This window comes from Serratia sp. CY47444 (genome assembly GCF_052168635.1).
Taxonomy (GTDB): domain Bacteria; phylum Pseudomonadota; class Gammaproteobacteria; order Enterobacterales; family Enterobacteriaceae; genus Serratia; species Serratia bockelmannii.
On the sequence record NZ_JBJNMH010000001.1, the window covers coordinates 683,767 to 705,998 of the forward strand.

A 22,232-nucleotide genomic window follows, 5' to 3' on the forward strand; every position below is an offset into this window, starting at 1 on the left:
GTGGTACACCACGCCCTGCTTTTAATGTACGGCGCCGTCGCCGAATCGCACATCTTCCTCTACCGTCAGCGTCACCTGTACGACCGTGCGCACCGCTTCCACCATCGTCGCCAGCGCCATGCTCGGCTTGCCCGGATGGGACGCCGCCAGTTCATGACTGTACGGAATATGTATGAATCCACCCCTGACACTCACGTGCTGCGTCTCCAGATAGTGCCGCAGACCGTAAAAAATATGGTTGCAGTTATAGGTACCTGCCGTATAAGAGACCGCCGCCGGGATCCCCTGTCGGCGCAGCTGCTGCACTGCGGCCTTCACCGGCAACGTGCTAAAATACCCTACCGGCCCGCCCGCCACCACCGGTACGTCGATCGGCTGTTTACCGGCATTGTCGGGAATGCGGGCATCGATCAGATTGATGGCCACCCGTTCCAGCGAAATCTCGGCCCGGCCGCCGGCCAGGCCCAGACAAATCACCGCCAGCGGCTGCAGCGCCTCAATCGCCGCGATCAATTGCTGATTGGCCACGCCCAATACGCAGGGCAGCTCGAGCACCGCGATCTCCGCGCCGGCAATATGTTCACCGGCCAGCGCCTGCGCAATTTGCCAGGAAGGATTCACCGCATCACCATCGAACGGCTCAATGCCGGTGACCAAGACTTTGTTCATCATTTCCCCTGATTGAAGGCTAAATTTGTGTGCTTTCAGCCTAAAGAACACAGTATGATTCTGGAAATGGATTATCTGTATATAGAGTATTCATAAAATGAATTTAGCCAGCGTCGATCTCAACTTGCTGGTGGTGTTTGAGGCGTTGTATCAGACGCGCAACGTCACCGCCGCAGGCCGGCGTCTTAACCGCGCTCAGCCCTCCGTCAGCAATGCATTGGCGCGGCTGCGCATTCTTCTCAACGATCCCCTGTTTGTGCGCAGCGGCGGCGGCATGTCACCCACGCCGCGCGCCCACCAATTGATGCCGCAAATACAGCAGGTGCTTGAACAGATCCATCTGGCGTTGGCCCCCCCTGCCCGTTTCGATCCGGCTACCGCCGGGCAGCGGCGTTTTACGCTGGCGGCCGGCGACTATGCCGATATCTTGCTGCTGCCCACCCTCATCAGCCGGTTGCGTCAGACCGCCCCCGGCATCGATATTCGCGTTTCGCGTCTGGATCGCCACAATATTTATCGGCAACTGGATCGCGGCGAGGTGGATATCGCGCTGGGAGGGCACCTTTCCGGTGCGGAGAGCCACTATGTGCGCACGTTGTTTGAAGAGCATCTGGTGTGTATCGCCAGCCGTTCACACCCACAGCTGGCGGATGGCCGCTGGGATCTGGCACGCTACCTCAGCCTGCCGCATGGGCTGTACGCACCGGCAGACGATGGCTCTGCCAGAGGGCTGGTCGACCGGCGTCTGGCGGAAATCGGCGGTCAGCGGCGCGTCGCCGTGACCTTTTCACATATTGCCGCTCTGCCGGCCGTGGTCGCCGACAGCGATCTGATCGCCACGCTGGCCGCCAGCGCGGCCCGGCATTTTTCCGATCCGCAACGCGTACGCATTCTCCCGCTGCCTGACGAGTTGGCCATCGCGCCTTTCCCCATTGAGCTGATCGCCGGCCGGCAGGCGCAACGCGACCCGGCGTTAATCTGGCTCTGCGAGCTGGTAGGTCAACTCTCCTTCGACTCCTCTCCACGTTAACGACGGTATTCGCTGCATTTTCAACCGTTCAAACGCATGTTCCCAGGCCCGTCGGTGGGCCCTGGGACGCCCACCAAATAGGAATCATCCGAATTAACATTCGCCAAATTTATATATTTGATCATCTTTAACTGGCAAATGGTAAGGATAAAAAACAGTCAGCGACTTTTTTTACGTAAAAAAAGAGTTGTTTTATAAGCACGTTGGCTTATGTGTTACACATTTATTCTTTGGTATTACCAATTTCCCAATAATTTGAGATAAAAAATGATCTGCTCGCATCTATATGTTTTAGATAATAAAAAACAAGATCGTGAGCAAGTTAACGAATTGAGCATTGATCCACAAGGCTATTTTGCAAATGCAGAGCTCTATTGTAGACTGCACAAATCGTGCCTTTGTGTAAACTTTGTTAAATCTTTCGTCAGTTCCTGTCTCTATTCGTGACAGATACGCCATCGGGATCGCGCGTCAATTCTCGTGCGGTAGCTATGCCTAAAGCGGGGAATAGTATGGATCGTCTTATCATTGCGCACACGCCCTTGCCCTCCCATCAGCTGTTGTTCAGAAGCCTTTTCGGCGAGGAAAAACTGGCCGGATTGTTCGAGTTCGACGTCGAGTTGCTCAGCCCCGACAATCGGCTCGATCTGAAAGCGCTGCTGGGACAAAAAATCACGCTGGAGCTGCGGGGCAATCCGTTGGCACCGCGTTATCTCAACGGCAATATCACGCGCATGACCCTCTCCGGCCGAGAAGCTGGCGGCAACCGTTACTATATCTACCGCGCCGTGCTGCGCCCCACGCTGTGGTATCTGACGCAAAACCGCGATTTTCGCATCCACCAGGAAAAAACCGTTCCCGACATCCTGACTCAGGTGCTGGGGCAGTATCAGGTGAAAATCGATAACCGCCTGAGTTACGACTACCGCATCTGGGGATACTGCGTGCAGTATCAGGAGAGCGATTTCGATTTCATCAGCCGTCTGATGGAACACGAAGGCATCTATTATTATTTCACGCACCAGCAAGACGGCCATACGCTGGTGCTGGCTGACGCGCCGGCGGCCCATCAGGAACTCGCCGGCTACGCCAGCATTCCCTACCAGCTCGCGGAAGGTGGCCTGGTGGAAAACAAGGACAGCATCAATAGCTGGAGCGTTTCTGACGCCATCACGCCCAGCCTCTATAGCCTGGATGACTACGATTTTCGTAAGCCGCGCGCGCGGTTGCTGGAGGCCCGGCAGAATCCCGCCTCGTTCGCGCAGGACAAAGCCGAGGTGTTCGACTGGCCCGGTCGCTATACCGATCACGCCCACGGCCAGTTTTACGTCAAGGTTCGCCAACAGGAGTTCGAAGCGCAGCACGAGCAGATGAGCGGCGAAGGCAATTCGCAGGGCATTGCGCCCGGCTACCGTTTTCAACTGACCCAGGCGCCGCGTATGGAAGACAACCGCGCCTACCTGGTGGTCAGCGCGCAGTACTTCATGCAGGAAAACAGCTACGCCAGCAACGATAATGATGTTGGCGAGCAGCGAACCGAATTTCAGGTCGTTCCGGCGGACATCAATTGGCGCCCGGCGCGCACCACGCCTTGGCCGAAAACCCACGGCCCGCAAACTGCCGAAGTAGTGGGCCCGGAAGGCGAAAGCATCTGGACCGATAAATATGGCCGGGTGAAACTCAAATTCCGTTGGGATCGCCACGGCAGCGGCAATGAAACCAGTTCCTGTTGGGTGCGCGTCTCGAGCGCCTGGGCCGGCTGGAAATACGGTGGGATCCAGATCCCGCGCGTGGGTGAGGAAGTGGTGGTCGACTTTATCAACGGCGATCCGGATCGCCCTATCATCACCGGCCGCGTTTACAACGAAGACAGCATGCCGCCGTGGGATCTGCCCGGCGACGCCACTAAAATGGGCTTTATGAGCCGCAGTAAAGGCGGCGGCGCCGACAACGCCAGCTTCCTGTTCCTGGAAGACTCGCCCGGCAACGAATCGTTCGACATGCATGCCGAACGCAACATGAACATGACGGTGGAAAACGACAAGAACGTCAATATTGACGGCAGTCGCACCACCACCATCGGGCGCCAGCAGGACGACACCGTCACCGGCGACGCCACGTTCCTGTACAAAGCGAAACGCACGACGACCGTCAATGGGCTGGACACCGCCAACCTGAACGCTCACCAGACGGTGAACATCAAAGGCGGCCGCGACCTGACGATTATCGACGGCGGCGATAAAATCGACATCACCGGCAATCAGTCTTTCAAGCTTGACGGCGCGCAGACGCAAAACATTACGCAAACCCAGCATGTCACGGTGAAAGGCAACCAGACCCTCGACATTACCGAAGGGCAACAGACCAGCACCATCAAGCAGGGGCAGACCGTCAACATCACCGCCGGCGGTCAGCACACCACCATTACTGCCGGCGGGCAAGTCCTGACGATTGAAGCGGGCGGCCAGACCGCTACCGTGACCGGGGATGTCACCGAAACCTATAATAATAACCAGAACACGACGATCACCGGCACGCTGACCATCAAGGCGAAAACCATTGATATCACCAGTGCGGACGGCGTCTCGGTACAAACGCCGAACTGGAAAGATAACTGCCACGGCTGGAAATGGGTGGCGACCGGGGCCAATTTTGCCTTCTACGGCTCCAATCTTTCGTTGACGGCGACCAGCCTTAAACACACGATGCTGGATATCTCGCATAACCCGCTGTCGATCAGCAAAACCAATTTCAAGCTCAGTAATGATCCCATGACGTTCACTCAGCTTGGCGCGCTGGTCACCAACGGTGCCTTACGATTGAACACCAAGGCGCTGGCGATCTTCTTGTAAAGGGACTCCCATGTCGAAGGCCAAAAATGTTTTCACCGTTATCGGGTTGATTTTATTGGCTCCCATCCTCAGTCTGGTGGGTTTTTTCAAATTCATCACGGTCGATATCTGGGGTTATTTCAAACATATCGGTTCTTCCCTCAGCGTGATGGAGAACGGTATTTCCGCTTCCGGGCAAATCGTCAGCATTCGCCAGACCAACCTGTGGGACGGAAATCGGCCGGTCTGCGAAGTCGAAGTCAAGTACATCGCCCAAGACGGAAAAAACCATACGGCCGTGGCGAAAGGCCCGATCAGCGTCGTGGATCTGCCGCGTTATCAGCCGGGCCATTTCACCGCGATAAAGTACGATCCGAAGAACCCCAAAAAAGCGGTGATCGAAGAGCTTTCCCGGCTTTGAGCGAGAAGGATCCCTTCAATTACGCGATCCGATTTCAACGTTCTGCAAACGGCTTATCGTTCATCAGTTCGCTAAATCACCTTGCATAAGGAAGTGTCACGATGGGCGCGTTCATTGCCTTTTCGACGCAGGACAGCCTCTGGGGACAGATCCTGTTTACCGTCTTTGGCATCCTGATCGGCTGCGTATTGCTCGCTGCGATCGGCAAAACCTTTTTGTCGGCAAGCCGAGCGGCCGCCTTACCCATGCGGTTGCTGATCTTTGTCGCGCTGATGCTAGCGCTCCTGAAATACAATCAGCAGGTGATGTCTGCGGTGAATGCTCCCGCAGAGCTGATCGGGTTCCTGATTTTGCCCGGTTTTTTGATGCGTTACCTCGGTGCGGCGACACCCGGCAGACTGACGCTGGCGATAGAGTTGCCCTGTTTTGCGGCGCTCGTCGCGCTGCTGGTTCTGAGCACCGCTGGCGTCGGATTTTTTGCGCCCTATCACCTGGAGAGCACCGGCCAATTTACCGCCAAGGCGATCGCCGCGTCATTGTCCGTCGCCGCCGTGCTGCTGGCTCGCGGAATAAACGGGAAGGACAACGCACTGTCCTCTTGATCATCCATTTCGAAGTGGGACTCTCCCCGCATTAGCGATCGGCGCTGAACGCCGCATCGTTTTCTTCATCTGTTGTGACATAGCCTGATATCTATTAAACCGAAAAACGGATTGTTTTTGAGCAAGCAGCCTGGCTGCCAGCTGATATCCACAGGAAGCTTTACACACACAATGAAAGTCGTAAAACCTCTGCGCCTCAGCGCGCTTCATCGCCCCTTCTCTTGGCAAGGGCAAAATCATCTGGGCGTTTCCGTTTTGGCCTTGGCCGACATGGGGGCCTCCCCGCGTCTGCGCCCCGAACCGGAACTGTGGCAGTTGGCCGCCGACGAACTTACGTTAAGTGGCGGCGTGCTCGATCTGGCTATCCCAAAAGCCTGTGCGGAGTTTCTCGCCACTGGCAACGCCTACACCCACCATCAACAAGACAAAACCGCCTGCGCCGTGAAGATCCAGTTTGATTCGCTGGAGAAAACGCTGGTGGTTTTCGGCGATCGCCATTGGATCAACGATCGTCCCTCCACGCCTCTACCCTTTGCAGAAATGCGTCTGGACTGGCGCCGGGCTTACGGCGGTACTCAGTTCGCCGATAATCCGCACGGCATCGGCGCCACTCCCGAAACATTTCCGCAGGGCCGCATCCATCGCCTACCCAATGTTGAACCGCTGCAGGGACGCCTTGCGTCTCCTCGGCAAAGCGCCCAGCCGGCAAGCTTTGACGCGCTGGATATCACCTGGCCGCGTCGCTTCTCCCGCATCGGTAAAAACTACGACGCCGACTGGTTGAAGCACGGCTTTCCCGGCTTCGCCAACGATATCGACTGGCGCCTGTTCAACATGGCAGAAAGCGATCAGCAGTTTCCTCAACGTGATAGCTTGCCGCCGCGGGCTGCCTATCGGATTTGGAATATGCACCCTTCAGAACCGGTGCAGCAAGGGCATTTACCGCCGTGGCGCGCGCGCTGCTTCATCAACCGACTGCGCGGCGGTGAAACGCATTTCGAAGAGATCGCGATGCGCCATACCACCGTCTGGTTCTTCCCGCATCGGGAACAGATGCTGTTGATCTATCAGGGTAGCGCGCGCATCAATGAGGACGATGCCGCCGACGTGATGCAACTGATGCCGGCCCTGGAAACCGAAGGGGAGCCCCGTTCCACCGCGCATTATCGGCAGGTGTTGGCCCAGCGGCTGGATAAAGAACAGGGTGCTTTGCACGCTTTTCGCGAACAAGAATTGCTGCCGGAGGCGTGCATCGGTGCCTGGCTGGATACGGAAACGCCGACGCAGCAAAGCCCAATGGCGGAAAATATCGCCGCCTACGAGCACCAGCAGCGCGAAGAGCATCGCCAGCGCCTGCTGCGTGAAGGCCAGGACATCGATGAACTGTTCCCGCTACCGTCGCAAGAAGCGCCGCCGAAGCTGGACCAACTCGCCGAATTCGTCGAGCGTCTGGAAAGCCAGGCCGAGGTGCAGTATCAGGACATGCTCAAGCTGGCGCACGCCGAGGGTATCGATCCGCTTAACCCCGGAGGGGATCACGTGTCGCCCTCCGGTGCAGAAAGCTACCAGCAGCAGCGCGATCTGCTGTTCCAGGAGGCGCGCCAGCATCCCGACGCGTTCAGCGAGAAGCAGCTGGGGGAAAGCGAGCGCGCGCTGCACCAAATGTATTTAATGTCAGCGCAGGCGCAAAGCCCTGCACTGCGCTTAAGTGGCGATCTGGCGCAAATCATTCGCCAACGCGTCGCCGCCGCCATGCTGCGCGATAAAGATCTCAGCGGCCTTGATCTCACCGGCGCCGATCTGTCCGGCATGGATCTCTGCCAGGCTAACTTACGCGGCGCTTTATTGGAAAACGCCAATCTACGCCAAACCCGACTGGTGGGCTGCGATCTTCGCGAGGCGATGTTGGCGCGCGCCGATCTCAGCGGCGCCGTCTTGCAGCAGGCCGATCTGAGCCACGCCTCTTTGGCCCTGGCGAAATGCGAAGCGACAGATTTCGGCGGCGCGCAGCTGCATGAGACCAATATTCAGCAAACGTTGTTTCAACGCTGCGATTTCACGATGGCGTCATTACGCGATTTGCTGGGATACGAAACCTTGCTCGGACAATGTGATTTCAGCCGCGCCACGCTGGCCAACATTACCCTGATGGAACTGCAGCTGGAGCAGCTGACATTCAGCCACGCCCGGCTCGACAAAGTCAGCTTCGTCAAATGCCGGTTGCTGGCGGTGAACTTCAGTCAGGCGCGGCTGGAAAGTTGCGCCTGGGTTGACACCGAGACGCAAAGCCTCAGCTTCCACGCCGCACGTCTCACGGCCTGCGCCTTTGCAGCGAAGACACTGTTGCCGCAGGCGGATTTCAGCGACGCGACGCTAAACCAGTGCAATTTACGCCAGATGCCGTTGCAGCGGGCCAATTTTAGCCGGGCGCGTCTCAATAATTGCGATCTGTCGGAAACCCGATTGAACGAGGCCGATTTCCGCCAGGCCAACGGCAGTGGCAGCCTGTTCATCCGCAGCGATTTGTCTCGCGCCAGCCTGCGCGATGCCAATTTCATTGCGGCTATCCTGCAAAAATGCGTGCTGTCAGGCGCCGACCTGCAGGGCGCCAATCTGTTCCGGGCTGACCTGTCGCAGTCGCAAGTGGATCAGGCAACCCGGCTAGAGAGAGCCTATACCGCCAGGGTGAAAACATTACCTCGCCACAACGGGAAGGAAGTATGACCTCAAAACCAGAGCAGATACGCCAGCGCGTAAAACGCGGCGAGCCGATCGCCGGAGAGGACTTGCACGGCCTGTCATTCGCCGGTCTGGATTTGGCCGGCGGCATGTTCAACGAACTGAACCTGAACGGCGTGAACTTCTCTGACTGCGATCTGCGCGACAGCGTTTTCAGCGATTGCCAGCTCGAACACGCACAATTTACGCGGGCGGATCTGAAGCAAACGGCCTTCAATCAGTGCGCCATGTCGGCCAGCCGCTTCAGCGAGAGCCATATCGAACTGACGATGTTCAACGATTGTCGGCTTGAACAGAGCGACTTCAGCCGGCTGTCGCTCAACCAAAGTCACTGGATGTCGTGCCAATTGGCCGGCGCGAATTTTTCCGCCACTCAGCACGATCGCACTACCTTTTACGAAAGTCCGCTCGACGGCGCCATGTTGAATCAGGCGCGCTTATGCCTTGTCACGTTCTTTCGATTAAATCTCTGTAAAACGCAGTTTGAAGGCGTGAACTTCGACCGCGTCACGTTTTTCGAATGTGACCACCGCGGCAAAAGTTACGCCGGGCAGAGCCTGATCGCCTGCCAGTTTACCGATAACCAATTGGACGACGTCGACTTCAGCCAGGCGACGCTGCGCCAGAGCAATTTCAAGGGCGCTTCGCTGCGGCGCGCCAACCTGACCAGCGTACAGGCGCAGCAGTCGCTGTGGCTGGAGGCCAATCTGACTCAGGCGCAGTGTCGCGGCGGGCAGTTCGATCAGGCGATCTTCAGCGAAGCGACGTTGGATGCCGCCAACTTCAGCCAGGCGCGCCTGTATCAATGCGTATTTCAGCACAGCCGATCGGCGCGCTGTGATTTCAGCGACAGCGACCTGACCTACGCCGACTTCTGTTATGCCGACATTGGCGCCGCCGATTTCCGGCGCGCGCGCTTTATGCGCACCCGTATGCATCGCGCCCACCAGCAGCAAACGCGCTGGAGCGATCGCAGCGGGATCCTCGAGAGCGACGAAGAGCTGTACGCCGCCGAAACCTGGAGCGCACAGCGCCAGAGCCGAATCTGAATGCATTGACCACTTCACGAGGGGATCACCATGAGCGTTGCCAACACAACTCGCGCCGTCAACATCGCACCGCCCCAACAGGCCGCTGGCCAGGTCGTCAACCTGTTGCCGGACGGCAGTCTGGTGGTGGAATGTGAAGGTCGTGGCTGGCATTGTCGCCGGGCGGCGAGCTGCCTGCTGACGCCGGCCCTCGGCGATAACGTGCTGGTCGCCGGCTGCGGCCACCAGCTGTGGGCGATCGCCGTCCTCGAGCGGGCAGAGCCGCAAAGCACGGCGCGGCTCTGCGTCGCAGGCGATCTGCAGATTGAAACGCCGAACGGCTCGCTGTCGTTGCACAGCGCGCAGGCGCTGAAACTGAGCGGCGACGCCATGACGCTGCAGGCGAACAGCGGCGACTGCCACGTCGACAAGATGAAATACAGCGGCGAAGAGCTGTCGGCCTTCGTCAGCATCAGCCGTTTGGTCGGTAAACGCTGCGAGTCGCTGTGGCATTCGGTCAGCCAGATCAGCCATTCGCTGTTCCGCAAAGTGCGCCAAACCGAGCACGTACGCGCCGGGCAGCTGGATTATCAGGCGGAAGATTACGCCCGCATTCATGCCCGCAACACGCTCATTACCTCAAAAGACATCACCAAGCTGGATTCGGAACAAATCCACGTCGGATAACCTGCGGAGGCCTTTTATGTTTGCCAACAGCCAAATGATCGGCGTGGACCTGGCGTTTCCCGACGTCTGTCTGACGCCAAGCCCGGCGCCGGTGCCCGTGCCCTACCCGGATATCGCCCTCGCGCCGACCGCCATCCCGAACGCGTTCAACATTCTGTTCGTCGGTACCCCGGCGCACAACATGGCGACGGTAACGCCCCTGACCAACGGCGACAACCCCGGCGTAGCCACCGGTGTCGCTTCCGGGACGGTGATGGGGCCATCCCGCCACCTGACCGGCGCCTTTACCGTGTTGCTCAAAGGCACTCCGGCCACCCGGCTGACCAGCCTCAGCCTGCAGAATTCCACCAACGCGCTCGGCATGCGCATCGTGCCGAGCCAATTAAAAGTGTTGCTGCTTGCGCCCTGATGACGGCGCCTTATTACACAGCCATTCAATCAAGAAAAAGAGGACATTGTGAAAACACGGATTACCCTGACGCTGCTGACCGCCCTGACGCTTGCCGGTTGTTCCACCCCGCCGCCACCGCCGCCGGCGCTCAATAACGACGCCCTCATCAGCAGTGAAGTCAACGGCGTCACCCTGCAGCACCGCGCCGCGGTAAGCGCGCCGAAACAGTTCAAGCCGATCGGTGAGGAGTACCGCAGCCTGTATGCCGCCAGCATCATGAGTAGCCCGAATTATACCGGCACCGCCGTCGGCAGCCTGGACAACGCCGCCGCGTTCTACGCGCTGGGCGAAGTGGAAAACAACTGGCTGGCGATCTCCGCCATCCGCGGGGGCGATCTGATGGGGTATATCCAGGCCAACGCCGGCGTGCCGGAAGCGCGCTACAAATCAACGCTGCGCAAAGATCTGCCGCGTCGCGCGCGCGCCGCCAAACAGGACTGCGTCAAAGTCGGCGGCGACAGCAAGGCGTGTAAAAACGCCGGCTCAGCCACCTGGATCCTCCAGTAGTCAGCACGCCTGCGGGCGACGAGATTCCTATGATGACGACCCCTATCGCTTCCCGCTGGTGCGGGATGCTGTTTCTGCTGCTGGGCGCGCTGGCGCTCGGCGGCTGCATGTCTTCCGCCAAAAGCGTGCCGTCGCGTTACAGTCTGGTGTTTGACGCTGACCGCCAGGTCAACGCCGCCGCCGGCGCGCAACCGGCGCCGATCAAAATTCGCGTGCTGCTGCTGCGTTCGGATGCGGAATTCATGGATGCCGACTTCTTCAGTCTGCAAAACGACGCCAAAAGCGTGCTCGGCAACAGCCTGCTGGACAGCGATCAGTTCTTCCTGACGCCGGGCCAGACCGGCAAGAAGCTCGGTGGGCAAAGCGCGTTGGACGCACGTTACATCGGCGTGATCGCCGAATATCAAAATCTGGACGGCAAGACCTGGCGCATTTCACTGCCGCTGCCGGAACCTACCGAAACCAATTTCTACAAGGTATGGCAATTCTCGCCGGATGAGCTGGAAGCGCATATCGTCGCGGGCGTGAGTGGCCTGCGCCCCGTAAAAAAGGTCGGCTGACCTACCGCTGCGCTGAAGCGAAGTAACTATAGGTGTGATGATGAAAGATGCTCATAAGGTTGTCTGGACTGAGGGGATGTTTTTGCGCCCTCACCATTTCCAGCAGGCGGAAAACTATCTCGAAGGCTATATGCGCAACTGGGGCCAGGCCCACAGCGGCTGTTTCTGGGGGTTCCTCACCCTGGATCTGGACCAAACGCTGCTGCGCCAGGGCAAGATTGCGCTCAACGCCGCCAGCGGCATCATGCCGGACGGCACGCCGTTTCGCTTCTCCGGCGCCCAGCAGGCGCCCGCGCCGCTGACCATCGCTGAAAACAAGACCGGTGAAAACGTGGTGCTGGCTCTGCCGACCTACCGCGCGGGGCGTGAAGACGTGATCTTTCAGGAAAGCCCGGAGGCGCTGGCGCGCTATCTGGCTTATGAGAACGAAGTCGACGATCTCAACGCCGTCTCGGTGGGCAGCGCGGCCTTGCAGTTCGGTCGCCTGCGCCTGCGGCTGATGCTGGAGAGTGAGCTCAACGCCGAATGGACGGCGCTCGGCGTGACCCGCGTGCTGGAAAAGCGCGGCGACAACAGCCTGCGTCTCGATACCACGCAGATCCCGCCGATGCTGAACTGCCAGGGCAACCCGGTACTGAAAACCTTCATCAACGATCTGCAGGGCCTGCTGCAACAGCGCAGCCAGCAGATGAGCCAGCGCCTGCTGCAGCCGGGCCGCGGCGGCAGTTCCGAAATGGTCGATTTCATGCTGCTGCAGCTGATCAACCGCCATCTCGGCCAGGTGAGCCACGCCTACCACCTCGATCATCTGCACCCGGAGCGCCTGTTCGCCGATTGGCTGCAGTTCGCCACCGAGCTCGCCAGCTTCTCGGCGCAGCGCACCCCGGAAGGCCGCCTGCCGGTGTATGACCACGACAACCTGGCGCTGTGCTTCGGCAAGCTGATGCTGCTGCTGCGTCAGGGGCTGTCGGTGGTGCTGGAAGACAACGCCATTCAGCTGACGCTGGTCGAACGCTCCCACGGGCTGAACGTCGCCACCGTGCAGGACGCCAAAATGATGCGCGATTTTGGCTTCGTGCTGGCAGTGCGCGCCGACGTGGCCGCCGAGGTGTTGCTGACCCATTTCCCGGCGCAGATGAAGATCGCCCCGGTCACGCGCATCCGCGATCTGGTGCAGCTGCAGCTGCCGGGCATCGGTCTGCGCACCATGCCCGCTGCGCCGCGCCAGATCCCCTATCACGCCGGCTACACCTACTTCGAGCTGGAAAAAGGCGGCGACCTGTGGAAACAGATGGAAAAATCCAGCGCCTTCGCCCTGCACCTGGCCGGCGAATTCCCGGGGCTGGACATGGAATTTTGGGCGATTCGCAGCCATACGGACCGGTAACCTATGACTCAGGAAAATAGCATGGCGCCGGCGGCCAACCCGCTGGTAGACGCCGCCAACCCGCTGCTGAACGCCATTTCGCAGATCCGCCAATCGGCCACGCACGCCAACCCGGCGCAGCTGCGCCAACAGCTGATTGACGAAATGCGCCGCTTCGAGATCCGCGGCCAACGCGCCAACCTGCCTTACGAGGTGATCATCGGCGCGCGTTATTGTCTGTGCACCGCGCTGGATGAAGCGGCGGCGCTGACCCCGTGGGGCAGCAACAGCGTGTGGTCCGGCAGCGGGCTGCTGGTGACTTTCCATAACGAAACCTGGGGCGGCGAGAAGTTTTTCCAGCTGCTGGCCAAGCTGTCGCAAAGCCCGCGCGAGCACATCAACCTGCTGGAGCTGATCAATTATTGCCTGCTGTTGGGCTTTGAAGGCCGCTACCGGGTGATGGAAAACGGCCGCTCACAGCTGGAAACCATGAAGCAGCGCCTGCTGCAACTGATCCGGTCGGTTCGTGGCGGCTATGCCCCGCCGCTGTCGCCTCATGCGCTGGATCTGCCGGTACAGCAGAAGCTGTGGCGGCCGCTGGTGCCGCTGTGGGCCTGCGTGGCGCTGACCGGCTTCCTGGCTTCGCTGCTGTTCATCGCCCTCAACTGGCGACTGGGCGACAACACCAGCCCGGTGCTGGCGGCGATTTACCAAACCAATCTGCCGCAGGTGGCGATCGGTAACCCGGCGCCGGCTGCGCCGCCGACGCTGAGCCTGAAAAGTTTCCTGCGCAAAGAGATCGCCGAGGGGTTGGTGGTGGTGCGCGACGAAGCGCAGCAAAGCGTGGTGATCCTCAAAGGCGACGGGCTGTTCGACTCTGCCGCCACCACGGTACGCGCCAACTATATTCCGGTCATCGACCGCATCGCCGCCGCCATGAACGGCGTCAGCGGCAAGATCCTGGTCACCGGTTACAGCGACAACGTGCCGATCCGCAGCGCCCGTTTCGCCTCCAACTGGGAGCTGTCGCTGGCGCGCGCCGAAGCGGTCAGCGCCCGCTTGCAAAAACACCTCGCCAACCCGCAGCGGGTCAAGGCCGAGGGCCGCGGCGAGAGCAACCCCGTCGCGCCGAACGATAACAAAGTGAACCGCGCGTTGAACCGCCGGGTAGAAATTACGCTGTTGGTCGCCCCTGAAAATACCCAGGCGGAAATCAACGGCTTGCCGCAAGGAACCGGAAAGTAATGCTCAGTACGTTATTCTCCATCATCACCAGCCGCCTGCTGTGGGGCTTTGTCGGCATCACCGCGCTGGCGTTCATCATCTGGACGATCGGCCCGCTGGTGGCCATCGGCGACTATCGCCCGCTGGAGCCGGAACTCAACCGCCAGATCGCCATCGGCGTGATTTACCTGATCTGGTTCCTGTGCCGCCTGATCCCGCGCCTCTACAGTGCCTGGTTCAACAGCCGCCTGCTGAGCAATCTGCGCGCCGCCGAAGCGGTGCCGGCGGAAGACGGCAAGCCCGAGGTCAAACAAGACGATCAGTTGGCGCAGCGTTTCGACGAAGCGGCGCAACTGCTGAAAAAGGCGCGCTTCGCACCGGGCCAGGGCGACGGTAAACATCGCTGGATGACCCGCTTCAGCCGTCAATATCTGTACCAGTTGCCGTGGTATGTGATCATCGGCGCACCCGGCGCCGGCAAAACCACCGCGCTGGTCAACTCCGGCCTGCACTTCCCGCTGGCGGATCGCTTCGGCAAAGCCGCGCTGCGCGGCGTGGGCGGCACCCGCAACTGCGACTGGTGGTTTACCAACGACGCCGTGCTGCTCGACACCGCCGGCCGCTACACCACCCAGGAAAGCCAGCGCGAAGAAGACGCCGGTGAATGGCAAAGCTTCGTCGCGCTGCTGAAAAAATACCGCACCCGCCAGCCGATCAACGGCGTGATGGTGACCATCAGCGTCGCCGATCTGCTGAGCGACAGCGCCGAAGCACGCGCCGCCCAGGCCAGCGCACTGCGCAAACGCCTGATTGAACTGCACGAACAGTTGGGCATTCACTTCCCGGTCTATGTGCTGGTGACCAAAACCGACCTGCTCAACGGCTTTATGGCCTACTTCGGCAGCTTCGATAAAGCGCAGCGCGACCAGATCTGGGGATTCACCTTCCCTTACGAGCGCTCACGGCAGCCGGACTTCAACCTGAACGCCGCCTTCGAACAACAATACGCCCTGCTGCAACAACGGCTGGATGCGGCGCTGCCGGATACGCTGCTGATGGAGCACGACGCGCGCCAACGCGCCGAAAGCTACCTGTTCCCGCAGGAGTTCGCCGCGCTGCGCCCGCTGCTCGGCCAATATCTGGAACAGGTGTTCGCCACCTCCAGTTTTGAAACCCGCTTTACCCCGCGCGGCATCTATTTCACCAGCGGCACGCAGGAAGGTCTGCCGTTTGACCGGGTGATGGGCGAACTGAACCGCTACCTGCAGCTGCCGACGGCCAACTCAGGGGTGCAGGCCAACGCGGCCTGGGACAGCGTGGGGCAGGAAACGCCGATCCCGGCAGCCAAAGGCCAGAGCTTCTTCCTGAAAGAGACGCTGGAATCGGTGGTCTTCCAGGAGTCCGGGCTGGCGGGCAGCAACCGCTGGTGGGAATACCGCAACCGCGCCCTGCACTGGGCAGGGTACATCGCGCTGGCGGTGATCCTGGCGGTGCTGGCGATGTTGTGGTTCACCAGCTACGGCAACAACAAGGCCTATCTGGCGGAAGTGGCCGCCAAGGTGCCCGGCGTCGAGCGACAGGGGCAAAGCCTGACCCAGTTGGGCAACGGCGACATGTTCTCGCTGCTGCCGTTCCTCAACAGCCTGCTGCATCTGCCGGACAGCCAGAACTTTTCGCTGGACGATCCGCCGTTCACCTACCGCATGGGGCTGTTCCGCGGCGATCAGGTGGGCGACGCCGGCAATGCGTTGTACCAAAAAGCGCTGAAAGAGCTGCTGCTGCCGCAGGTGGCGCAACAGATCGCCACCACGCTGCGCAACGACAACCACGGCGACGCGGACTTCAGCTACGAAGCGCTGAAGGCCTATCAGATGCTGTATCTGCCAAAGCAGTACGACGGTAAATTCCTGCGCGCCTGGGTGATGCTCAACCTGCAACGCAACCTGCCGCAGGGCAGCACGCAGAAACAGCTGCAGCAGATCGAATGGCACCTCAGCCAACTGCTGGATGCGCAGATCCAGGCCTCGCCTTACGCCAAAGACGAACAGCTGGTGGCGCAGGCGCAGGCCGCACTCAATCGGGCGCCGCTGTCGCAGCGCGTCTATGGCCGCCTCAAGCGCCTGCTGCTGAAACAGACCGACATCAAGCCGGTCAGCCTGGTCGATTTGGCCGGCCCGCAGACCGAACTGGCGTTCAGCCGCAAAAGCGGCAAACCGGTCACCGACGGCGTACCGGGCCTGTTCACCTCACAAGGGTACTGGAAAGCGTTCAACGACAACATCGACCCGGTGACCGACACCTTGCGCAAGGAAGACGTCTGGGTGTTGAACAGCCAGACGCCGGAGCAGAAAAGCGCCGATCTGACCAAGACCATCCGCCAGCTGTACATGCAAGATTTCATCAGCGCCTGGGATGAGCTGCTGGGGGATATCCAACTGGCCAACATCGGCAACCTGACCCAGCGCATCAGCAGCGCGCGCCTGCTGTCCGGCAACCCGTCGCCAATGCGCAATCTGCTGGTCAACGTCAGCAAAAACGTCACCCTGCGCGACGAGAAAAGCGACGCCGATTCCCGCTCGCTGCTGGCCAAAACCGAAGACAAACTGAATCAAAACGCCAACCGCACGCTGGAGGCGCTGTTCACCAACCGGCCGGCCAACGCCGACGGCGACGTGTCGGCCCAGCCGGAACAGCTGGTGATGGCGCACTTCGCGCCGCTGCTTGAGCTGGCGCAAAGCCAGGGCGAAGGCAATAAGGCGATCCCTTTTGACAGCGTGCTGAAACAGGTCGATGAACTGTACAGTTACCTGACGGCGGTGCAGGGCGCGGCCAACAGCGGCATGTCGGCGCCGCCGAGCGACATTATCCCGCGTCTGCAGGCCGAATCCGGCCGCTTGCCGGTGCCGTTCAAACAGATGCTGCTGTCGCTGGCGATCGGCGCCAGCAGCGATACCCAGCGCAAAGAGATGGAGAACGTGAAAAAGCGCATCAGCTTCGAGGTCGGTAGCTTCTGCCGCCAGGCGATCGCCGGCCGTTATCCGCTGGTGGCCCGGGCGCGGCAGGAAGTGACGCCGGACGATCTGGCGCGCATGTTCGCGCCGAACAGCGGGCTGATGGACAGCTTCTTCCGCGACAATCTGCAGGGCAAGGTCGATACCACCCGCGCCAACTGGCGTTTCACGCCCGGCGTGGACGGCAAGACGCTGCCCGGCGGCGAAGGCATCCTGCGGTCGTTCCAGCAGGCGCAGCGCATCCGCGACGCCTTTTTCGCCAACGGCACGGCGACGCCCTCCTACCGCGTGACCGTGCGGCCGGTGCGGATGGATAACGACATCCTCAACCTGACGCTGGATATCGACGGGCAGCTGTTCAAATACAGCCACGGCCCACAGGTACCGCTGGTGGTCAGTTGGCCGGGCACCCGCAATACCAACCAGGTGCATCTGCAGCTGGCGCTGGCCAACGGCACCACCGCCAGCCTGGTGACCAGCGGACCATGGGCGCTGAATCGCCTGGTCGACATGGCGCAATCGTCGGGCACCGGCGGCCTCGGCCGCCAGGCGACGTTCAATCTCGACGGCCACCGCGTCACGCTGGAGTTCACGCCCAACAGCATCCGCAATCCGTTCCAACTGCCGGCCTTCTCGTGCCCGTAGCCCCGAAAGGACATGACCATGAGCACTGATTCAAGCGCCCCGACGAGCATCGGCTGGTACGGCAAACTTCCTTCCGCCGGTGACTTCCTGCAACGCCGTTTGCCTGACCCGGTGGTCAACAACTGGGCCCACTGGTTCCATAACGGGCTGGTGAATTTACAGCGCGATGCACAGGGGCCGAACGGCCACCCGTTCAGCAACGCACCGGTGTGGAACTTCGTGATCCCCGCCACGCTCGGCAGCCCGTACGTGCAGATGGGTTGCCTGTTGCCGGCGCGCGATCGCGTCGGGCGGCGCTACCCCATCTGCGCACTGCGCCTGTTCAGCCTGCAAGAATGGCGCCCGCAACAGCTGAACATGGCGGCGAGCTGGTATCAACAGCTCGGCCATACCCTGCTGAACGGCGTGCGCAACGGTTTCTCCGTCGAGCAGATCGACCGCACGTTGCAGGCGATCCCGGCGCTGCCCAGCCCACCCGCGGAAGCGGATTCCGAGATATTGTCGATTATCGGTTTCCAGCATCCGGACGTACCGGGCCTCGGCTGGCAACAGGCCGCCGACTGCTTCGATCCGGCGCAGTACACCAGCTTCTGGTGGACCAATCAGGCCGACGGACATCCGCTCTACACCCACGTGCACAGCGGCAACCTCACCGTGCAGCTGTTTTCACTGCTGTTCGAACCCAACGGCTGGGCGCGCCCCGGCCGCGGCGGCCAGTACCCGCAAATGTTTGATTAACATCGTTCGTTGAAGGAAATTCTATGGCTATCGATACCGATACCCTGCTGGCCCCGGTTGACGCGGACAATCCCTGCGGCGACAACCTGGAATACGACGCCGACTTTCTGGCGATGGAACAAGCCGCCACCGGCAAGGCCGAACAACAGTTCGGCAGCACCATCATTCCGGAAGAAGCGCCGGATTGGGTGCAGGTCGAGCGCCTCGCGACCTCGCTGCTAACGCGCACCAAAGACCTGCGCGTCATGCTGTATCTCACCCGCGCCTGGACCCAGCTGCGCGGGTTGCCGGGCTACGCCGACGGGCTGACGCTGGTCCACCAGTCGATGACCCGTTACTGGAACACCCTGCAGCCGCCGCTGGAGTTCGATGGAGAAGCCGATCCGCTGTTTCGCATCAACGCGCTGGCCGACCTTGGCGACAAAGCGGCGCTGGCCGCCAGCGTACGCGCCGCGCCGCTGCTGAAAAGCGCCGCCGGAGAAATCTCGCTGCGCGATGCCGGTGCCCTGCTCGACGGCAGCAAACAGGAGTGCCCCAACTTTCCCGGCGGCCGTGCGCGGCTGCAGGATGAACTGGCGCAGCAGGATCGCCCCGAAGGCGCCCTGGTGACGCGCATCGCCAACACCCTGAGCGCCATTCGCAGCGAAGTGACCCGCCATCTGGGGGAAAGCGCGCTGCCGGAAATGAGCGCGCTGACCAAGGTGTTTTCTCTGGTGGCGCTCGCCGGCCAGAGCGATGCCCCGGCCGCCGACGAACCAGACGCGACGCCTGAAGCGGCTGCCATGCAGCAACCGGCCGCCGTACAGAGCGCCACCGCTCCACTCAACTGGCGCAGCGCGCAGATCCAGTCGCGCGACGACGCCCAGTTAATGCTGGACAAGGTGAAAAACTATTTTCGTCTTCATGAACCGAGCCACCCGGCGCCACTGATGATCGATCGAGTCCAGCGACTGATTACGCTGGACTTTATGCAAATCGTCCGCGATTTGGCGCCCGATGGGCTTAACCAACTGGAGACCATTCTCGGTCGCCCCGACAACGAGGAGAACAGCTAGCCGCCGACCTTTGTTCTCTTGACGCATCCGATACCGTCTGCCCTGCGCAGACCCGAATCAGAACCTGACTCTCCCAGCCGGACGAGGCGCGTTCCCAATCGCCATTAGATGGAGTAAATCATGTCAAACTCGAAATCCCGCAGCGGGCAGAAATTCATCGCCCGCAACCGCGCGCCGCGCGTACAGATTGAATACGATGTCGAAATTTATGGCGCAGAGCGCAAAATCCAGCTGCCGTTCGTGATGGGCGTGATGGCGGATCTGGTGGGGAAAGCGGTCGATCCGCAAGCCAGCGTGGAAGAGCGCAAATTCATGGAAATCGACGTCGACAACTTCGACGAGCGTATGAAATCGCTGAAGCCGCGCGTCGCTTACCAGGTCGACAACACCCTGACCGGCGAAGGCAAGCTGAACATCGATCTGACCTTCGAAAGCATGGAAGACTTCTCCCCCGCCGCTATCGCCCGCAAGGTCGATGCGCTGGACAATCTGCTGGACGCCCGCACCCAGCTTTCCAACCTGCTGTCCTACATGGACGGCAAGAACGGCGCCGAAGAGCTGATCTCCAAGATCCTGCAAAACCCGGCGCTGCTGCAATCCCTGACCGACGCGCCGAAGCCGGCGGTTAACGACGACAACAACGAGCGTGAGGATTAATCGATGAGCAACTCGCCTCAGCAACAGAATGCGTTGCAAACCACCGAGACTTTTTCCAGCGATGAGTTCAGCGCGCTGCTGAACAAAGAGTTCCGGCCGAAGACCGATCAGGCCAAAGAAGCGGTCGAGAACGCGGTGAAAACCCTGGCGCAGCAGGCGCTGGAAAACACCGTCACCGTTTCTTCCGACGCCTATCGCACCATCCAGGCGCTGATCGCGGAAATCGACGAAAAGCTGTCGCAGCAGATCAACCAGATCATTCACCACGACGACTTCCAGAAGCTGGAAGGCGCCTGGCACGGCCTGCATTATCTGGTCAACAACTCCGAAACCGACGAGATGCTGAAGATCCGCTTCATGAGCATTTCCAAGCAGGAGCTGGGCCGCACGCTGAAGCGCTATAAAGGCGTGGGTTGGGACCAGAGCCCGATCTTCAAGAAAGTCTACGAAGAAGAGTATGGCCAGTTCGGCGGCGAACCGTTCGGCTGCCTGGTGGGCGACTACTACTTCGATCACAGCCCGCAGGACGTGGAGCTGCTGGGCGAAATGGCCAAGATCGGCGCCGCCTCGCACTGCCCGTTCATCGCCGGCACCGCGCCGAGCGTGATGCAGATGGAGTCCTGGCAGGAGCTCTCCAACCCGCGCGATCTGACCAAGATTTTCCAGAACACCGAGTACGCCGCCTGGCGCAGCCTGCGCGAATCGGAAGACGCGCGCTACCTGGGGCTGGTGATGCCGCGCTTCCTGGCGCGCCTGCCGTATGGCATCCGCACCAACCCGGTAGACGAGTTTGACTTCGAAGAAGACACCGACGGCGCGACCCACGGCAATTACACCTGGACCAACGCCGCCTACGCCATGGCCGCCAACATCAACCGTTCGTTCAAAGAGTTCGGCTGGTGCACCGCCATTCGCGGGGTGGAATCCGGCGGTGCGGTGGAAAACCTGCCGTGCCACACCTTCCCGAGCGACGACGGCGGCGTGGACATGAAGTGCCCGACCGAGATCGCCATCAGCGACCGCCGTGAAGCCGAGCTGGCCAAAAACGGCTTTATGCCGCTGGTGCACCGCAAAAACTCCGACTTTGCCGCCTTTATCGGCGCGCAGTCGCTGCAGAAGCCGGCGGAATACTACGACGCCGACGCCTCCGCCAACGCCCAGCTTTCCGCGCGCCTGCCGTACCTGTTCGCCTGCTGTCGCTTCGCGCATTACCTGAAGTGCATCGTGCGCGACAAAATTGGTTCCTTCCGCGAGCGCGATGACATGGAGCGCTGGCTGAACGACTGGATCATGAACTACGTGGACGGCGATCCGGCCAACTCCTCGCAGGAAACCAAGTCGCGCAAACCGCTGGCCGCGGCGGAAGTGCAGGTGGAAGAGATCGAAGACAACCCGGGCTATTACAGCGCCAAGTTCTTCCTGCGCCCGCACTACCAGCTGGAAGGCCTGACCGTCTCCCTGCGCCTGGTGTCGAAGCTGCCTTCGCTGAAGCAAAACGACGCGTCCTGATGGACTGAAGTCAGGCCGCGGTAGTGCGGCCTGGCTGATACATTAACCTCATCACAGGGAAAGAAAGATGAAGACAAAACGGTTTTATCTGGCATCGCTGTTGGCAGTCGTCTGCTCGCTCTCCGCCGCGCCGCCAGCTTTCGCAGAGCAGACATCGATAGCGCATTTGACGTCCGATGATGTCAATCTGCCAGGCAGCGACTTTTTCCGTTTCTATCGCAGTGCAGATAAACAGGAAAAAGAGAAAGCGCGGATTTATTTGCTGGGCGTGCTGGACGCGACGGAAGGAAAAAGCTGGTGCCAATACAGCCAGCTACAAACCGTCACTCTGCAGGAGTTTGTGTTCGAATTCTTTAATAAACTTCCCGCTGCGCGCCTGCACGAAAGGGCTGCCCCCCTGATTGAAGAGGCTCTGGCGACTCGCTTCCCCTGCAAAGGAGGCAAAGCATGAAACCTTTATATCGTCAGCAACCCAGAACGCACATGGACCAAGACAACGCGA

At 60.4% G+C, this 22,232-nt stretch carries 19 protein-coding genes; 18 read left to right on the top strand and 1 reads right to left on the bottom strand.

Translation table 11 applies throughout. The features are described from left to right. Positions 1-21 precede the first annotated feature (21 nt). Positions 22-669: a pyroglutamyl-peptidase I gene (gene pcp / locus ACJ8IL_RS03195; protein ID WP_049296072.1), complete on the bottom strand. Its 648-nt coding sequence runs from the start codon at positions 667-669 to the stop codon at positions 22-24. A gap of 97 nt (positions 670-766) precedes the next feature. On the opposite strand from pcp, the gene ACJ8IL_RS03200 reads away from it, so the two are divergent. The 18 genes from ACJ8IL_RS03200 (at position 767) to ACJ8IL_RS03285 (ending at position 22,181) form a co-directional block, all read left to right on the top strand. Beyond that, a complete protein-coding gene (locus ACJ8IL_RS03200; protein ID WP_025303278.1) occupies positions 767-1,699 on the top strand; it encodes a LysR family transcriptional regulator in 933 nt (310 codons plus the stop codon). A gap of 512 nt (positions 1,700-2,211) precedes the next feature. Further along, on the top strand, positions 2,212-4,551 hold the full coding sequence (locus tag ACJ8IL_RS03205) for a type VI secretion system Vgr family protein (RefSeq protein WP_442516331.1): 2,340 nt from the start codon (positions 2,212-2,214) through the stop codon (positions 4,549-4,551). 10 nt (positions 4,552-4,561) lie between these two features. Beyond that, positions 4,562-4,951, top strand: coding sequence for a DUF3592 domain-containing protein (locus ACJ8IL_RS03210; protein ID WP_025303280.1), 390 nt, complete (start codon positions 4,562-4,564; stop codon positions 4,949-4,951). A 101-nt stretch (positions 4,952-5,052) separates the two neighbouring features. After that, positions 5,053-5,553 carry a hypothetical protein gene (locus tag ACJ8IL_RS03215; protein WP_147823932.1) on the top strand — a complete coding sequence of 167 codons (501 nt, stop codon included), beginning with the start codon at positions 5,053-5,055 and terminating at the stop codon, positions 5,551-5,553. 171 nt (positions 5,554-5,724) lie between these two features. Continuing rightward, positions 5,725-8,277 carry a DUF2169 family type VI secretion system accessory protein gene (locus tag ACJ8IL_RS03220; protein WP_060433391.1) on the top strand — a complete coding sequence of 851 codons (2,553 nt, stop codon included), beginning with the start codon at positions 5,725-5,727 and terminating at the stop codon, positions 8,275-8,277. Further along, positions 8,274-9,341 (top strand): pentapeptide repeat-containing protein, encoded by a 1,068-nt coding sequence (locus tag ACJ8IL_RS03225; RefSeq protein WP_043138675.1) that lies wholly within the window; start codon positions 8,274-8,276, stop codon positions 9,339-9,341. Before ACJ8IL_RS03220 ends, ACJ8IL_RS03225 begins: the two co-directional genes overlap by 4 nt. A 30-nt stretch (positions 9,342-9,371) precedes the next feature. Further along, on the top strand, positions 9,372-10,007 hold the full coding sequence (locus ACJ8IL_RS03230; protein ID WP_025303284.1) for a DUF3540 domain-containing protein: 636 nt from the start codon (positions 9,372-9,374) through the stop codon (positions 10,005-10,007). Positions 10,008-10,023: 16 nt separating this feature from the next. Continuing rightward, positions 10,024-10,416 carry a DUF4150 domain-containing protein gene (locus ACJ8IL_RS03235; protein WP_004934933.1) on the top strand — a complete coding sequence of 131 codons (393 nt, stop codon included), beginning with the start codon at positions 10,024-10,026 and terminating at the stop codon, positions 10,414-10,416. Between the two features lie 48 nt (positions 10,417-10,464). Beyond that, complete coding sequence (gene tagV / locus ACJ8IL_RS03240; protein WP_025303285.1) at positions 10,465-10,965, top strand: type VI secretion system accessory protein TagV; 501 nt, start codon at positions 10,465-10,467, stop codon at positions 10,963-10,965. Between the two features lie 29 nt (positions 10,966-10,994). Then, entirely contained in the window at positions 10,995-11,525 is a 531-nt protein-coding gene (gene tssJ, locus ACJ8IL_RS03245; protein ID WP_442516332.1) for a type VI secretion system lipoprotein TssJ, read from the top strand. 40 nt (positions 11,526-11,565) lie between these two features. Continuing rightward, the gene (gene tssK, locus ACJ8IL_RS03250; RefSeq protein ID WP_025303287.1) at positions 11,566-12,912 is read left to right on the top strand and encodes a type VI secretion system baseplate subunit TssK; all 1,347 of its coding nucleotides are present in this window, start codon (positions 11,566-11,568) and stop codon (positions 12,910-12,912) included. A gap of 21 nt (positions 12,913-12,933) precedes the next feature. Next, entirely contained in the window at positions 12,934-14,136 is a 1,203-nt protein-coding gene (locus ACJ8IL_RS03255; RefSeq protein ID WP_049272050.1) for a DotU family type VI secretion system protein, read from the top strand. Further along, the gene (gene tssM / locus ACJ8IL_RS03260; RefSeq protein WP_442516333.1) at positions 14,136-17,771 is read left to right on the top strand and encodes a type VI secretion system membrane subunit TssM; all 3,636 of its coding nucleotides are present in this window, start codon (positions 14,136-14,138) and stop codon (positions 17,769-17,771) included. Before ACJ8IL_RS03255 ends, tssM begins: the two co-directional genes overlap by 1 nt. Positions 17,772-17,789: 18 nt before the next feature. Beyond that, entirely contained in the window at positions 17,790-18,509 is a 720-nt protein-coding gene (gene tagF / locus ACJ8IL_RS03265) for a type VI secretion system-associated protein TagF (RefSeq protein WP_049295867.1), read from the top strand. Between the two features lie 23 nt (positions 18,510-18,532). Further along, positions 18,533-19,564 carry a type VI secretion system protein TssA gene (tssA, locus tag ACJ8IL_RS03270; RefSeq protein WP_049206021.1) on the top strand — a complete coding sequence of 344 codons (1,032 nt, stop codon included), beginning with the start codon at positions 18,533-18,535 and terminating at the stop codon, positions 19,562-19,564. 120 nt (positions 19,565-19,684) lie between these two features. Then, complete coding sequence (gene tssB / locus ACJ8IL_RS03275; protein WP_016927260.1) at positions 19,685-20,221, top strand: type VI secretion system contractile sheath small subunit; 537 nt, start codon at positions 19,685-19,687, stop codon at positions 20,219-20,221. A 3-nt stretch (positions 20,222-20,224) separates the two neighbouring features. Beyond that, positions 20,225-21,730, top strand: coding sequence for a type VI secretion system contractile sheath large subunit (gene tssC, locus ACJ8IL_RS03280; protein ID WP_016927259.1), 1,506 nt, complete (start codon positions 20,225-20,227; stop codon positions 21,728-21,730). Positions 21,731-21,797: 67 nt separating this feature from the next. Then, complete coding sequence (locus tag ACJ8IL_RS03285; RefSeq protein WP_025303292.1) at positions 21,798-22,181, top strand: Rap1a/Tai family immunity protein; 384 nt, start codon at positions 21,798-21,800, stop codon at positions 22,179-22,181. The last annotated feature ends 51 nt before the right edge of the window (positions 22,182-22,232 follow it).

What these genes read in the sequence shown, in the direction of transcription:
- pcp (WP_049296072.1), bottom strand. Translation starts at nt 669, where the DNA reads ATGAACAAAGTCTTGGTCACCGGCATTGAGCCGTTCGATGGTGATGCG.
- ACJ8IL_RS03200 (WP_025303278.1), top strand. Translation starts at nt 767, where the DNA reads ATGAATTTAGCCAGCGTCGATCTCAACTTGCTGGTGGTGTTTGAGGCG.
- ACJ8IL_RS03205 (WP_442516331.1), top strand. Translation starts at nt 2,212, where the DNA reads ATGGATCGTCTTATCATTGCGCACACGCCCTTGCCCTCCCATCAGCTG.
- ACJ8IL_RS03210 (WP_025303280.1), top strand. Translation starts at nt 4,562, where the DNA reads ATGTCGAAGGCCAAAAATGTTTTCACCGTTATCGGGTTGATTTTATTG.
- ACJ8IL_RS03215 (WP_147823932.1), top strand. Translation starts at nt 5,053, where the DNA reads ATGGGCGCGTTCATTGCCTTTTCGACGCAGGACAGCCTCTGGGGACAG.
- ACJ8IL_RS03220 (WP_060433391.1), top strand. Translation starts at nt 5,725, where the DNA reads ATGAAAGTCGTAAAACCTCTGCGCCTCAGCGCGCTTCATCGCCCCTTC.
- ACJ8IL_RS03225 (WP_043138675.1), top strand. Translation starts at nt 8,274, where the DNA reads ATGACCTCAAAACCAGAGCAGATACGCCAGCGCGTAAAACGCGGCGAG.
- ACJ8IL_RS03230 (WP_025303284.1), top strand. Translation starts at nt 9,372, where the DNA reads ATGAGCGTTGCCAACACAACTCGCGCCGTCAACATCGCACCGCCCCAA.
- ACJ8IL_RS03235 (WP_004934933.1), top strand. Translation starts at nt 10,024, where the DNA reads ATGTTTGCCAACAGCCAAATGATCGGCGTGGACCTGGCGTTTCCCGAC.
- tssJ (WP_442516332.1), top strand. Translation starts at nt 10,995, where the DNA reads ATGATGACGACCCCTATCGCTTCCCGCTGGTGCGGGATGCTGTTTCTG.
- tssK (WP_025303287.1), top strand. Translation starts at nt 11,566, where the DNA reads ATGAAAGATGCTCATAAGGTTGTCTGGACTGAGGGGATGTTTTTGCGC.
- ACJ8IL_RS03255 (WP_049272050.1), top strand. Translation starts at nt 12,934, where the DNA reads ATGGCGCCGGCGGCCAACCCGCTGGTAGACGCCGCCAACCCGCTGCTG.
- tssM (WP_442516333.1), top strand. Translation starts at nt 14,136, where the DNA reads ATGCTCAGTACGTTATTCTCCATCATCACCAGCCGCCTGCTGTGGGGC.
- tagF (WP_049295867.1), top strand. Translation starts at nt 17,790, where the DNA reads ATGAGCACTGATTCAAGCGCCCCGACGAGCATCGGCTGGTACGGCAAA.
- tssA (WP_049206021.1), top strand. Translation starts at nt 18,533, where the DNA reads ATGGCTATCGATACCGATACCCTGCTGGCCCCGGTTGACGCGGACAAT.
- tssB (WP_016927260.1), top strand. Translation starts at nt 19,685, where the DNA reads ATGTCAAACTCGAAATCCCGCAGCGGGCAGAAATTCATCGCCCGCAAC.
- tssC (WP_016927259.1), top strand. Translation starts at nt 20,225, where the DNA reads ATGAGCAACTCGCCTCAGCAACAGAATGCGTTGCAAACCACCGAGACT.
- ACJ8IL_RS03285 (WP_025303292.1), top strand. Translation starts at nt 21,798, where the DNA reads ATGAAGACAAAACGGTTTTATCTGGCATCGCTGTTGGCAGTCGTCTGC.